The organism is Paenibacillus sp. BAC0078, assembly GCF_054483875.1.
Genome location: NZ_JBTLRW010000020.1, coordinates 1 through 13,437, shown reverse-complemented (window position 1 = coordinate 13,437; position 13,437 = coordinate 1). Strand labels below are relative to the sequence as shown.

The window sequence follows — 13,437 nt, the reverse complement described above, 5'->3', positions numbered from 1 at the left end:
TTAGCGTTTGATTCCCGGTTCCGTAATAACCGCCTGCAGACGGTCGCATAGCTCTTGAATCTCCTCATTCTTCATCCGGTAGCTTACACGGTTCGCCACAAGGCGGCTTGTGATCTCGAAGATGCTCTTCATCTCCACCAGCCCGTTGTCCTTGAGCGTCTGCCCGGTCTCCACCATATCCACGATCCGGTCAGCAAGTCCGATCAGCGGCGCAAGCTCGATGGAGCCGTTCAGCTTCACAACCTCCACCTGCTGGCCCTGTTCACGGAAATACCGCGAGGCCACATTCGGATATTTCGTCGCCACCCGCTGCTGAATGCCCGGCTGCCAGTTCGGCAGGCCGATAATCGACATCCGGCAGCGGGCAATCCCCAGATCCAGCAGCTCGTAGACATCACGATTTTCCTCCAGCAGCACATCCTTGCCGACGATTCCGATATCCGCTACGCCATACTCCACATAGGTAGGCACGTCAACTGGCTTCGCCAGAATAAATTCCATTCCCGCTTCCGGCAGCGAGACCACCAGCTTCCGCGACTCTTCGCCGTCCGGCGGAATCGGCAGGCCAGCCTTACGGAACAGCTCCGCCGCCTTATTGTAGATCCGCCCTTTCGGCATGGCCACCTTCAGTATCTGCGCCATAATCATTGCCCCCCGTTTCGGTATCCTTGCCTTTATATCAATCGGCCTGATGCTCGTTCAATTCATGCCGTATCATTCTTCCCACTCTTCTCAGCCATGCTCGCTTACAGAAGATACCAACGTATAAACTTCCGCATACTGAACGCCATCCGCTTCACACTTATCCGCGCCAATCCGCTCCACAGGCTTAAGATCACCGGGCTCAGCAGCCAGCCGGGTCACAACAACATGGCCTTCGGCCCGCAGCCGCGAGGCCTCTTCAAGGCCTTCCTTGCGCCGCGCAGCATCATATTGGATCAGAATCGGCAGCTCTTCTTCTTCTGGCACACCGGATACACCGTCCAGAATGCGGTTTGTCTTCAAAGAGAAGCCCGTAGAAGGAACAGCCCGCCCGAACTGCTGAAGCAGATTATCGTACCGCCCCCCGCTGCATACCGGGAACCCAAGCTCCGAAGCATAGCCTTCAAAAGTCATGCCCGTATAATAGGAGAAGTCGCCGATCATCGTCAGATCAATCAGCACATGCCGGGATACCCCATACGACACCAGCACCTCCCACACCTTGCACAGATGCTCAATGGAGGCACGGGCGAGCGGATGGCTGCTGAGCTCCAGCGCCTGACCGCAGATTTCCTTGCCGCCCCGTAGGCGCAGCAGCCCGTCCAGCTCATTCTTCTGCGCCTCGGACAGCTCAAGCCGCCGCAGTGTCTCGCGGAAAGCCACATAATCCCGGTTTAGCAGATGGCTCTTAAGCTCCTCCTGTGCTTCAGGAAGACCGGCTACCGCTTCTTGAAACAGCCCGTCGAGGAAGCCGACATGGCCCATAGCGATTTTGAAAGACTTCACACCTGCGGCCTGCAGCGAAGAAATCGCCAGCGCTACAACTTCGGCATCCGCCTCCGGTGAATCATCACCGACCAGCTCGACCCCAGTCTGGAAGAATTCTGCTTCCCGTCCCGCTTCCTCTTCAATCGCCCGGAATACGTTGGCGTGATAGGACAGGCGTAGCGGCAATGGCTCATCTTTTAAGAGAGAAGAAACCACGCGCGCCACCGGCGCCGTCATCTCCGAGCGCAGCACCAGCGCCTGACCGCGGTTGTTAAGCAATTTATAGAGCTTCTGGTCCGATGTGGAGCTGGCCACGCCGACCGTATCGTAATATTCCAATGTAGGTGTAATCATCTGCCGGTATCCCCATCGGCTCATGCAATGCAGCACATCATTCTCTATCTTGCGCAGTTTGGCTACTGCACGCGGAAGATAGTCACGCACGCCGGCCGGCTTCTCGAATCCCTTCGGTTTGGACATCTTTACCTAGTCACCTCGTCAGATATCATCAATATTATGAATAAACACTTTACTATGGTACAGTGGTAGCAAATTAAAGTAGTGGCAATATCGTATCACGGACTATCCTTTTACGTCAACCAAACCATTGTTATCTTGAGTGATCTCAAGGTTAAAATATACTATAAGATTAAATATACCTTTCTCCATAGCCAACGTACAGCGCTCCCGCATAAATCTAAACCGCTTGCATTTTACTCTTTACTAATTCCTGATTATAGGAGTAAGATTGCCTTTGAACTTTCCAAATAGAAAGAAGGTCTGGATATTGACTGCATCCTATATGATCGGCGTTGATATTGGAACCACAAGCACGAAGGCCGTCCTCTTTGAGAAAAATGGCAAAATCGCTGCTCAAGCGAACCAGGGGTACCCGCTGCACACTCCGTCACCGTCCGTAGCAGAACAGGACCCGGAGCAAATCCTGCAGGCCGTGATACATACCATTGCAAAAGTGATGCAGGACAGTGCAATCCCCCCGGAAGCTCTGCTCTTTCTTTCGTTCAGCTCAGCCATGCACAGTGTGATCGCCGTTGATAGTGCCGGCAGCCCTCTTACCGCATGTATTACCTGGGCCGATAACCGCAGCGCCGCCTGTGCCGCCCGCTTAAAAGATGAGCTGGGCGGGCATGAGTTGTACCTGCGGACAGGAACGCCAATCCATCCCATGTCTCCGATTACCAAGCTGATGTGGCTGAGGGAGGAACAGCCGGAGCTTTTCCGGCAGACCCACAAATTCATTTCCATTAAAGAATACATTTTTGCCAAGCTGTTCGGGGAATATGTCATTGACCACTCCATTGCCTCTTCCACAGGCATGTTCAATCTGGAGAATCTCGATTGGGATATGGAAGCTCTGCGCATTGCGGGCATTACTTCGGATCGGCTCTCTAAGCCTGTTCCTACCACCCAGATTATGCAGGGACTGCTTCCTGGGCTGGCGGAGAAGCTGAGGGTACTGTCATCAACCCCCTTTATCGTCGGAGCCAGCGACGGTGTTCTCTCCAATCTTGGCGTTGGCGCCATTCAGCCGGGTGTTGTCGCCGCCACCATCGGAACCAGCGGAGCCATCCGCACAGTGGTTGACCGGCCGCTTACCGATCCGAAAGGCCGGATCTTCTGCTATGCCCTGACAGAGAAGCACTGGGTTATCGGCGGCCCGGTGAACAACGGGGGGATGCTCTTCCGCTGGGTACGCGACGAGTTCGCCGCTTCCGAGGTGGAGACTGCCAAGCGCCTTGGCATTGATCCCTATGAGGTGCTGACGCGCATTGCCGAGCAGGTGCCGCCTGGAAGCGGCGGGCTGCTGTTTCATCCCTATCTGACCGGAGAACGTGCGCCGCTGTGGAATCCCGATGCCCGGGGCTCTTTTTTCGGGCTTACGATGAACCATCATAAGGAGCATATGATCCGTTCCGTGCTGGAAGGTGTCATTTTTAACATGTACACTGTGCTGCTGGCTATGGAGGAGCAAATCGGACAGCCGAGCAAAATCCTCGCCACCGGCGGCTTCGCCCGCTCCGCGCTGTGGCGGCAGATGATGGCAGATATTTTCGGACAGGAGGTTGTTATCCCGGAGAGCTTCGAAAGCTCCTGCCTCGGCGCGGTTGTGCTGGGGCTTTATGCAACCGGACTGACGGACTCCTTGGATATTGTGTTCCAGATGATCGGCTCTACCCATCAGCATCATCCGGTCAAGGAGCATGCCAAGGTCTACAAACAACTGCTGCCGATATACATTTCCGTATACCGCAGTCTGGAGGACCAGTATCAAGCCATCGCCGAGTTTCAGCGGGGACAGGCAGACGAATAAGCCGCGTTCCAGCATATCCGAAGCCAGTTACAGCACAAAGCGCCGACCGTCCGCTTCTTCCGGGCCGTTCGGCGCTTTTATAATTCCATATTATGATCTTCTGTACGCTACATGGAAGCTTTCACCGGTGGCTTCTGCGGTGCAGAGCCGAACAGCACCCATGCCGGCTTCATATAGCGGAAGAACAGAGCAACTACGAGCCATGAGCCCAGCGTTGCTGCCAGCCACCCGCCGGCAATTGCAGCCGTGTACGCGAGGGAGCCCCCGTGGAAGGGCAGCTTTCTATAAAAGTAAAGCACTGCCGGATGCAGCAGATAAATGCCGAATGAACAGGCGCCAACGGAGAGCAGCATTCTCGTCAGCAGGCTGCGTCCGGCACCGTACAGCAGGAAGGACATCTGCAGCAGAACAAGACAGGAGAGCAGCGCATGAAGATTCGAAAAGCCTTCGTACCATAGACTGTTGATCACAGTTTTTTTTGTATAACTGTTAAACCACAGCTCAACATGAACAATCCCTGCAGCAGCCCATAACAGCCACAGCGCAATCCACCCGGCCCCCTTACCGGAACGCCAGCCTTCGCGGGAAGGAATCAGCCACTTTTTCAAGGAGCTGTAATAGACAGCAATCGCCGCCCCGAGCAGGAAATAAGAGAAATAAGTGATAGCCAGACTTCCCTTGGTCAAGTGCCAATAGCCATGATTCGTCATGTATTTATTCAGGACCACGAATCCCCATTGCAGCAAAAGCCCGATCACCGGGGCCCACGCAGCAAGACGCCGAACCTTTTGCAAGCACCACAATATAAGAGGGAACAGTACATAGAACTGGATAATTATAATGATATAGTAGAGGTGCGTATACGCCGTGCCGGTCAGCAGATATTTGGCAATTTTACGCGCCATCTCATCCGCAGGCATTCCCCAAGTATGGCCGGAGGTCATTTTCAAGATAAAGTACAGTATTGAAAATATAACATAAGGCACCAGAATGTAGAGCAGCCTTCTGCCATAGAACTTCCTCAGTGTTTTTCCGCTCAGCGGACGGTCAATATAGTTATAGAACAACACAAAGCCGCTCAAAAATACAAAGGAAGGCACAGCAAATTGGCTGAACTTGTTAATGAACAGAAACGGATGGAACATCGAGGTGTCCAGTGTTTCTGAGAGTGTGCGTGAAGTGGCATGAATAGCAATTACCGCAAAAATCGCAATCGCCCGAAATATATCAAGCTGCGGAATTCTTTCCTTTTGTCCCATTCAAATTCCTCCTGTTACCTTTTCAAAACCCCTTGCTCCTGCCTTTCCTCGCGAGCCTGTCTGCCGCCTCCCCCGGATGTATGGCCGGTCTTCTCCTTCACCGGAGAGCTAAGCGAGCGTGGAATGCTGCCAAAAACAATCCATGACTGACGAAAACGGCGGAACGCAAACTGTGTAATCACCCAGCTCCCGCCCAGCGCGACCAGCAGCCCTCCGTATATCCAAAACACATACAGCAAGGAATCTGTCCGGATCATAATCGAAAATTCGCGATATACCGCCAGCAGCAGGGGATGGATCAGATAAATCGCAAATGACAGCTCACCCAGCCTTGTTAAAATAACTACAATTCTCCGGGGCGCACTACGGTAGATGACAAAAGCCGCATACAGCAGCACAAGCGCCGAGAACATCGTATGCACATTCCATAGCAGTTCATACCATAGTGAGTCTATCCAAATACCAAAATGGCGGTCTTTATACCAGAGCTGAACATGCGCAAAGGCTGCCGCTAACCATACAGCAATCAGCAACACTGTAAACCGTCTGTGCTTATCCGACAGCTCACTCCAAGGCTTTATCAGCCAAGGCTTGATCCGCTCATAATGAATAGCAATCCAGGCGCCCTTCAAATAATAAGCCAAGTAGGAAATCGCCAAGCTGCCTTTTTCTATGAAATGTAGCTGATATTTATTCCAGAGAACAAACCCCCACTGCAGCGCCAGCCCAAGCGGAATTGCCCACCTTACCCAGACACGGGAGCTTTGCAGCAGCTTCAGCAGCAGCGGAAACAGCAGGTAGAACTGAATGCTGATATATACAAAATACAAATGCGCATAAGCCGAACCCGAGAATAAAGCCCCCATGAAGCTAGACAGATTCTCCCCCGGATGCAGCGTCAACTGGCCGTTCGCATACAAAGTCAGCCCATAGTAGCCTATCGAAGCCAGCAAATAAGGCAGCAAAATATACTTCAGTCTGCGCCTGTAGAAACTTCCAATTAGGCTGCGGGTAACCGGACGGCTGTAATAATTATAGAAGAGTACGAAGCTGCTGAGAAAAATAAAAGATGGCGTACCGAATTTAAAAAAGATATTGATCCAATTTAGCCAGTAATAATAAGGCGAAGCTAGTGCCTGCTCTCCAGCCGCAAACGATGAAGAATGTACATGCAGTACGCCGAGAATCGCCAGGGCGCGGTAAATATCAAGCTGGGGCAGTCTGTCCTGTTTGGCAACGTTCACTGTAGGCTTCCTCTTCTCTGCTATGATCGTTCATAGAGACGCTAAGCGGAAATCGGGTGAAGCTGTACATATCAGGAAGTCTGTCCTTACTGCCGGAATACAATCTGATATTTGCCGACATTGTCTTACGCAGGCTCACGCCTATTATCTAGTATATAGCTTCCTTGCCCTTGCTGAATACTTAAAACTTACTGAGAACTAACCTAATACCTGAAGCCCCGGAACCCAAGCTATGTTTTCAAAAAAAACCCCCGCAGCTCCTGCGCCAATGTGCGCAATATGTAACTGCAGGGTAAGCACATGCTGATCATTATTGTTCCATATGTCCTTCATTTTCCACTGAAGACGGACGCAGCTCCCTGAGCGGGTTGCCCCCGACAAAGGAACCGGCCGCCACATCCTTATGCACTACAGAGCCGGCTGCTACAACAGCCCAGTCTCCTATCGTCACACCGGGGAGAATCGTCGTATTGGCGCCAATCAGCACATTTTCACCGATGACTACTTCGCCAAGCCGATACTCTTTGATCAGGTATTCATGGGCGAGAATCGTCGTGTTGTAACCGATCACAGAATTTTCACCGACCGTAATCTTCTCCGGAAAAAACACATCGACCATCGCCATCAGTCCAAATGCCGTATGCTTCCCAACCTTCATGCCAAGGACCCGGCGGTAAATCCAGTTCTTCAGCGGCAGGATCGGACAATAACGGGCAATCTGAATAAAAATAAAATTGCGTACACCCTTCCACGGGCTGACCGTACGGTAAATGTACCAGAGCGAGTTATGCCCTTCCACCGGATAGCGGGTTACTTTTCTCACGGCTTATTCGTCCCTTGCTCCACAATCTCATACAAATCCATCATATCGTGGATGATATAGTCCGGCTCATATTTACGGAGTGTTTCTTCGCCTTTAAGCGACCATGCAACTGCTGCCACACGCACACCGGCTGCTTTGGCCGATTGAATATCAACGATACTGTCACCGACCATCAACGTTTTATCAGGATCAACGCCCAAATTACGGATCGCCGTTAGAACCGGCTCCGGGTGAGGCTTAGGCTGAACTACATCATTTACTGTTACAATCGTCTCCATATATTTCAGCAGATCGAACATCTCCAGCGCCTTGACCGTTGTTGGGCGGATCTTGGTCGTCACAATACCCAGTCTGATCCCGCGACGTAAGAGTTCCTCCATCGTCTCATTCACATGGGGAAAAGAAGCAATCAGCTCATCATGATGCGCATAATTGTAGGAGCGGTAGGACAGCTCAAGTACGCTGGTATCCTCAAGACCGGAGAACGCAATCATCTGCTGCTGGAGCGTTGTCCCCATATGGGGAATAATCTGCTCCCGGGTTAACGGGGGCAGATTATTCTCCTTCAGTGCATGCATGAACGATCGGATGATCAGCTCATTGGTATTCACAATTGTTCCATCAAGATCAAACAGCACACATTCTATCATTAGCTCTGCTACTCCTTCGGTACTTCATCCTGGGTCTTCTCCGGCTCTGGTTGTCTAACCTGAGGGGCAGTATTTGGAGCAACCTGCGGCGTATTTGCCGCACTTTCCGGAACTACAGAGTCCGTAGCCGCAGCTTTAGTGCTAACAATAGGATCGGAATAATGAGCCTTAGATTGACCAGTTACCCGGCGGATGATGATCAACAGAATAGCGGCTAAGATCAGCAGCAGCGCAAGCAGCTGCGAGCTGCGAATATTGCCATAAGCCGGATCGAGATAACCTTGCTCAAAGCCCAGCCATTTCATCGGACTCCATAATCCGTTCAGGAACGAGGCCAGTCCGCTGCTTCCCTTAAAGGCCAGACTGTCTGTACGCAGTGCTTCAATGAAGAATCGGCCGATGGAATACCAGATGAAATAGGATAGGAATATTTCACCCGAACGGACAAACTTCTGACGGCGCAGGACCATGAGCAGCAGAATGCCCAAGAGGCTCCAGAGTGATTCATACAGGAAGGTTGGATGATGAAAGGCATCCCCTATATACATCTGGTTCACAATGAAATCAGGGAGATGCAGCTTGTTACGCAGGAATGATTCCTCGACAACGCCGCCGTAGGCCTCCTGGTTAACAAAGTTCCCCCAGCGTCCAATCATCTGTCCTGCGAGCAATCCAGGTGCGCAAATATCAGCAATCCGCCAGAACGAATATCCTTTGTAACGGAAATAGATAATCCCGCAAATAATCGCCCCAATCAGAGCACCATAGATGGCAATCCCACCGTTCCAGATCTTGAATACATCTATGAAGTTATCTTTATAATCTTCCCATTTAAAAGCTACAAAATAAATCCGCGCGCCAATAATAGCGGACGGTACGCCAAGCAGCAGCATATCCATGAAGAATTCCTGCGGAATGTTGAATCGTTTACCCTCTTGGATCGCCAGAAATAATCCGGCCAGTGCGCCAACACCGAGAATTAAGCCATACCAATGCACCGGCAATGACCCGATGGAGAAGACAATCGGATTAATGGCTAATGAAAAAAACATGTTCTCACACTCCTAGTCTAAATCATCCATGTCTTCAGATATGGTAGCAGTAAGCTTATTGGTAAACTGCAAAGCTGCGTTGAAGCCCATCTGCTTCAAGCGGTAGTTCATCGCCGCAACCTCAATAATTACTGCAAGGTTACGTCCAGGTCGTACAGGAATCGTTACAAGCGGCACATCCGTATCAATAATCCGCGTTGTTTCCTCGTCCAGTCCAAGGCGGTCATATTGCTTGTCCTGCTGCCAGGCTTCCAGTCTTACCACCAGCGTAATCCGCTTATGATTACGGATAGCCCCTGCACCAAACAGCGTCATTACATTAATGATCCCGACACCGCGGATTTCCAGCAGGTGGCGGATCAGCTCCGGCGCAGTACCATGCAGCTGATTATCCGAGGTCTGACGGATTTCCACCGCATCATCGGCAATCAAACGGTGTCCGCGTTTCACAAGCTCAAGCGCAGTTTCACTTTTGCCGATACCGCTGCTGCCTGTAATCAGCATACCTACGCCGTACACATCACAGAGAACACCGTGAATTGTTGCTGTAGGCGCCAGCCGTCCTTCCAGAAAACTGGTCAATCTGCTGGAAAATATCGTTGTAGCCATCGAGCTGCGCAGCACAGGCAGCCCTTTTTCGTTGCTTATATCAATAAGCTCCTGCGGCACCTCCAGTGCTCTCGTAATAACGATACATGGTGTATTGTCATTACAGATCCCGCGAATCCGGCTCTTGCGCTCTCCATCCGGGAGCATGGAGAAAAAAGCCAGCTCGGTTTTGCCCAGAAGTTGAACCCGCTCTTCCGGATAATATTCGAAATAACCGGCCATTTCCAGTCCGGGGCGATTCAGGTCATCCACTGTAATCGGCCGTTTCAAGCCCTCATGTCCGGAAACAACCTCTAATTGAAAATGCTGTACCAATTCCGATACCTTTACCTTCTTAGCCATGTGTGTCCGTCCTTTCGTAACCTGCGGTGTCTATCCGCTTGCCCGCATTTGGTTAACAACTATTTCCATCCCAGCTGCAGGTAATTCTCCTGCTATCTTAATGGATAACGCCTATGAATGCAATCTTAATACCCGCTCTTTGTCCAGTATGTACACCGAAATAATTAAATTATTTTATTAAAAAAGCCGCCTTCTCAGGCGGCTTTCTTCAATCAAATCTTGCGATCTTATCCGAGCAGAACGTTAAGTTCGGATTCTTTATCGAAGATGTGAATTTTATTCATATCAATAGCCAATTTTGGCTTGCTGCCTTCACGAGTAGTAGAACGTCCATCTACACGGGCAATTACAGTGCTGTTGCCAACGCCGCTCAAGTAGAGGAGCATTTCATGACCCAGGTTTTCAGTAACATCAACCATTGAAGTGAAGATTGTGTTCGGCGAAGCTTCCAGGAATACTGGCTCTTCGTGAATATCTTCTGGACGAAGACCCAATACTACTTCTTTGCCGATGTAGCCTTTGTTGCGCAGCAGTGTAGCTTTGCCGCCAGGAACTTCAACATCAAGGTTATCTGCGCGGAAGCGCACGGCGCCGCCAACTTCAGTCAGAGTACCATTGATAAAGTTCATTGTAGGGGAACCGATAAATCCGGCTACGAACAGGTTAGTTGGCTCATTGTACAGCTCTTCAGGAGAAGCAGCTTGTTGAATGATACCATCATACATAACTACGATACGGTCACCCATCGTCATAGCTTCTGTCTGGTCATGTGTTACATAGATACAAGTGGTTTCAAGGCGTTTAACCAGTTTAGTGATTTCAGCGCGCATTTGACCACGAAGTTTAGCATCCAAGTTGGACAGCGGTTCATCCATCAGGAAGACTTGCGGATCACGGACGATAGCGCGGCCCAGAGCGACACGTTGGCGTTGACCACCGGACAATGCTTTAGGTTTGCGATCAAGCAAGTGCTCGATGTCGAGAATCTTTGCAGCTTCACGAACTTTTTTGTCGATTTCTTCTTTTTTCACTTTACGCAGTTTCAAACCGAACGCCATGTTTTGGTATACGCTCATGTGCGGATACAAGGCGTAGGATTGGAATACCATCGCGATATCGCGGTCTTTAGGAGCTACGTCGTTGACTACACGGTCACCAATGTACATTTTACCTTCAGAGATTTCTTCCAGACCAGCGATCATACGCAGGGTTGTGGATTTACCGCAACCGGAAGGTCCAACCAGTACCAAGAATTCCTTATCTTTAATATCAAGATTGATATCGATTACTGTCGCTTTATCGGAACCCGGGTATTTTTTGAAAATGTGCTCTAAACGTACGCCTGCCATTGTATTTCCCCCTCGAGTCAATTATTGGATTAAAAATAAATCGCTTTCTTATACATTTATCTTACCCCAGAGATGCCATGCTGGCTATTTGTAACGTTCACAAAAAACCTATTTTCTTTTCGTCACTTTATACAATAACATGGCTAACTTCACAATTGCGGCATCTCCGAAGCTCCGAACGTCCGCTCCTGTCTCCTGTTTGATCTTATCCAGCCTGTACAGCAGCGTATTTCGGTGAATATACAGCTTCTTGGCCGTCTCACTGACATTGCAGTCCATCTCAAAAAATGTCTCCAGCGTCATGAGCATCTCTTTATCCGCCAGCACCGAAGTATAGTCCCCGATCTGCGCAAGCAGTTGTCTGCGGCGATCATCCGGTATACTGTTAACCAGACGCTCCATATGGAGTTCCCAGGGTAAATGAATGTAGTCTCCCACCTGGAAAACCCGGCCCAGAATAATCGTTTCCCGCAGCAGAGCCACCGAGCCTGTTAAGCCCTTCACAGGAACGATTGCCGGCGCTACCGCCAGATGGAATACGCCCACCCACTCGCTGGCAATCAGTTCATGCAGTCCCATGCAGGTCTGCGCCAGCAGATCATCAGCACTCTCTTCCTCATCTTCCTTATCATCCCCCCCGGTGAGCAGCTCCTTGCGGGCCAAAATTAACCATTCTTTCTCCTGCAGGGGGATTAGCAGAATTTCATTCTCAAAATAACTGCGCAGCAGCTTCATTAGAGAACGGTACGTTACCTGTGGATTATGGACATTTTCGCTGACCAGCAGGAAAGGAATCATTTCCCCAACCAAACGGCCCTTCAAAGTTATTTCATCTGGGATTTCCGCATCATTCTTCTCCTGCTCCAATTGCGCATTCAGCCAAGTGCTAAGTTGACGAGCCTCAATTTCCCCTTCTTCCTTCAGTCCTGTCGCTTTGAGAGCAACAGCGAAGTTTCGCGCTGCGTAATCAACTAACTGCACCTCCATTGAAGACAAGCCTTCTATCTCTAACCAAACTGCCGTTATCCGTCCATCATTTTCATACAAAGGCACCCACAGATGCCCCTCGTGGAACACCGGCTGTTCCTGTTCTTCCACTCCTATGCCAAAAAGGGAAGCTGAATGCTGCCTCCCAAGCTGTTTGATTCCGGTTCTCTTTCCGGTGAGCTGTTCCAATTTTTTACGTAAAAACTCACTATCCATTGTCACCATACTCCACCACTTTTGCTCTTTTTGCCTATTCTATCATATTTCTCGGCAATATGCGTCTTGCACTCCCTTGGGCCATTAACGGGGACTTCTGCAAATGCAGAAAAGCAAAAAAGCCACCACCCAAAGGTGATGACTTTCTGATTGGAATGAGCCATGAAGGACTCGAACCTTCGACACCCTGATTAAAAGTCAGGTGCTCTACCAACTGAGCTAATGGCTCATAAAACTGGTGGAGGCTGATGGATTCGAACCACCGAACACGTACGTGAGCAGATTTACAGTCTGATGCGTTTGGCCACTTCGCTAAGCCTCCATATATGGTGGCGCGGGAGGGAATCGAACCCCCGACACAAGGATTTTCAGTCCTTTGCTCTACCGACTGAGCTACCGAGCCATAAAAACAAACATTAAAAATGGCGGAACCGACGGGATTCGAACCCGCGATCTCCTGCGTGACAGGCAGGCATGTTAGGCCAACTACACCACGGTTCCGCATTTTGTAAAAATGGTGCCGGCGAGAGGACTTGAACCCCCAACCTACTGATTACAAGTCAGTTGCTCTACCAATTGAGCTACACCGGCACAGTGTAAAAAAACAATCTTAGAAAATACATATGGTGGAGGCTGAGGGGTTCGAACCCCCGACCCTCTGCTTGTAAGGCAGATGCTCTCCCAGCTGAGCTAAGCCTCCGTATGTATGGTAGCGGCAGAGGGGATCGAACCCCCGACCTCACGGGTATGAACCGTACGCTCTAGCCAGCTGAGCTACGCCGCCACATTAATAAGGAAATACATTGGATTTGGAATGGCGGAGAGAGAGGGATTCGAACCCTCGCACCGCTTACGCAGTCTAACCCCTTAGCAGAGGGTCCCCTTATAGCCACTTGGGTATCTCTCCAATAGATCTAGCCATGTAAATCCACACAGGAACTTAATTCCTGAAAACTGAATCCGAAACGAAATCTGCGTAATAGTATTTTGGATAAGCCCTCGACCGATTAGTATTGGTCAGCTCCACACGTTACCGTGCTTCCACCTCCAACCTATCTACCTCGTCGTCTTCAAGGGGTCTTACATACTGGGAAATCTCATCTT

Annotated in this window: 11 protein-coding genes, 8 tRNA genes and 1 rRNA gene; 1 reads left to right on the top strand and 19 read right to left on the bottom strand. The window is 50.3% G+C overall.

Annotated elements, in window-relative coordinates; genetic code table 11:
• Together hisG and ACX1DY_RS25995 are read right to left on the bottom strand one after the other, a co-directional pair.
• Positions 1 to 642 (bottom strand): ATP phosphoribosyltransferase, encoded by a 642-nt coding sequence (gene hisG / locus ACX1DY_RS26000; protein ID WP_458967087.1) that lies wholly within the window; start codon positions 640 to 642, stop codon positions 1 to 3.
• Positions 643 to 732: 90 nt separating this feature from the next.
• A complete protein-coding gene (locus ACX1DY_RS25995; RefSeq protein WP_458967086.1) occupies positions 733 to 1,950 on the bottom strand; it encodes an ATP phosphoribosyltransferase regulatory subunit in 1,218 nt (405 codons plus the stop codon).
• A 322-nt stretch (positions 1,951 to 2,272) separates the two neighbouring features.
• Between ACX1DY_RS25995 and gntK the strand changes: the two genes are divergently transcribed.
• Positions 2,273 to 3,802 (top strand): gluconokinase, encoded by a 1,530-nt coding sequence (gene gntK / locus ACX1DY_RS25990; RefSeq protein WP_458967156.1) that lies wholly within the window; start codon positions 2,273 to 2,275, stop codon positions 3,800 to 3,802.
• A gap of 107 nt (positions 3,803 to 3,909) precedes the next feature.
• On the opposite strand, the gene ACX1DY_RS25985 is transcribed toward gntK, so the two are convergent.
• The 17 genes from ACX1DY_RS25985 to ACX1DY_RS25905 form a co-directional block, all read right to left on the bottom strand.
• Positions 3,910 to 5,061 carry an acyltransferase gene (locus ACX1DY_RS25985; RefSeq protein WP_458967085.1) on the bottom strand — a complete coding sequence of 384 codons (1,152 nt, stop codon included), beginning with the start codon at positions 5,059 to 5,061 and terminating at the stop codon, positions 3,910 to 3,912.
• 14 nt (positions 5,062 to 5,075) lie between these two features.
• Positions 5,076 to 6,305 carry an acyltransferase gene (locus ACX1DY_RS25980; protein WP_458967084.1) on the bottom strand — a complete coding sequence of 410 codons (1,230 nt, stop codon included), beginning with the start codon at positions 6,303 to 6,305 and terminating at the stop codon, positions 5,076 to 5,078.
• 310 nt (positions 6,306 to 6,615) lie between these two features.
• Complete coding sequence (locus ACX1DY_RS25975) at positions 6,616 to 7,128, bottom strand: acyltransferase (RefSeq protein ID WP_458967083.1); 513 nt, start codon at positions 7,126 to 7,128, stop codon at positions 6,616 to 6,618.
• Entirely contained in the window at positions 7,125 to 7,778 is a 654-nt protein-coding gene (ppaX, locus tag ACX1DY_RS25970) for a pyrophosphatase PpaX (RefSeq protein WP_458967082.1), read from the bottom strand. The genes ACX1DY_RS25975 and ppaX overlap by 4 nt, the downstream gene beginning before the upstream one ends.
• Before the next feature lie 8 nt (positions 7,779 to 7,786).
• A complete protein-coding gene (lgt, locus tag ACX1DY_RS25965) occupies positions 7,787 to 8,830 on the bottom strand; it encodes a prolipoprotein diacylglyceryl transferase (protein WP_458967081.1) in 1,044 nt (347 codons plus the stop codon).
• 12 nt (positions 8,831 to 8,842) lie between these two features.
• Positions 8,843 to 9,781, bottom strand: a complete 939-nt coding sequence (gene hprK, locus ACX1DY_RS25960; RefSeq protein WP_028531056.1) for an HPr(Ser) kinase/phosphatase — start codon at positions 9,779 to 9,781, stop codon at positions 8,843 to 8,845.
• A gap of 227 nt (positions 9,782 to 10,008) precedes the next feature.
• Positions 10,009 to 11,130, bottom strand: a complete 1,122-nt coding sequence (locus tag ACX1DY_RS25955; RefSeq protein ID WP_458967080.1) for an ABC transporter ATP-binding protein — start codon at positions 11,128 to 11,130, stop codon at positions 10,009 to 10,011.
• Between the two features lie 108 nt (positions 11,131 to 11,238).
• Entirely contained in the window at positions 11,239 to 12,333 is a 1,095-nt protein-coding gene (locus ACX1DY_RS25950; protein ID WP_458967079.1) for a PucR family transcriptional regulator, read from the bottom strand.
• A gap of 156 nt (positions 12,334 to 12,489) precedes the next feature.
• Positions 12,490 to 12,562 (bottom strand) — tRNA-Lys (locus ACX1DY_RS25945).
• A gap of 7 nt (positions 12,563 to 12,569) precedes the next feature.
• A tRNA-Tyr gene (locus tag ACX1DY_RS25940) sits at positions 12,570 to 12,655 on the bottom strand.
• Positions 12,656 to 12,660: 5 nt separating this feature from the next.
• A tRNA-Phe gene (locus ACX1DY_RS25935) sits at positions 12,661 to 12,736 on the bottom strand.
• A gap of 20 nt (positions 12,737 to 12,756) precedes the next feature.
• Positions 12,757 to 12,834: transfer RNA gene (locus ACX1DY_RS25930), tRNA-Asp, on the bottom strand.
• 14 nt (positions 12,835 to 12,848) lie between these two features.
• Positions 12,849 to 12,924: transfer RNA gene (locus ACX1DY_RS25925), tRNA-Thr, on the bottom strand.
• A 33-nt stretch (positions 12,925 to 12,957) separates the two neighbouring features.
• A tRNA-Val gene (locus tag ACX1DY_RS25920) sits at positions 12,958 to 13,033 on the bottom strand.
• Positions 13,034 to 13,040: 7 nt separating this feature from the next.
• Positions 13,041 to 13,117 (bottom strand) — tRNA-Met (locus tag ACX1DY_RS25915).
• A gap of 31 nt (positions 13,118 to 13,148) precedes the next feature.
• Positions 13,149 to 13,240, bottom strand: a tRNA-Ser gene (locus ACX1DY_RS25910).
• Between the two features lie 80 nt (positions 13,241 to 13,320).
• Positions 13,321 to 13,437, bottom strand: a 23S ribosomal RNA gene (locus tag ACX1DY_RS25905); the annotation flags it as partial.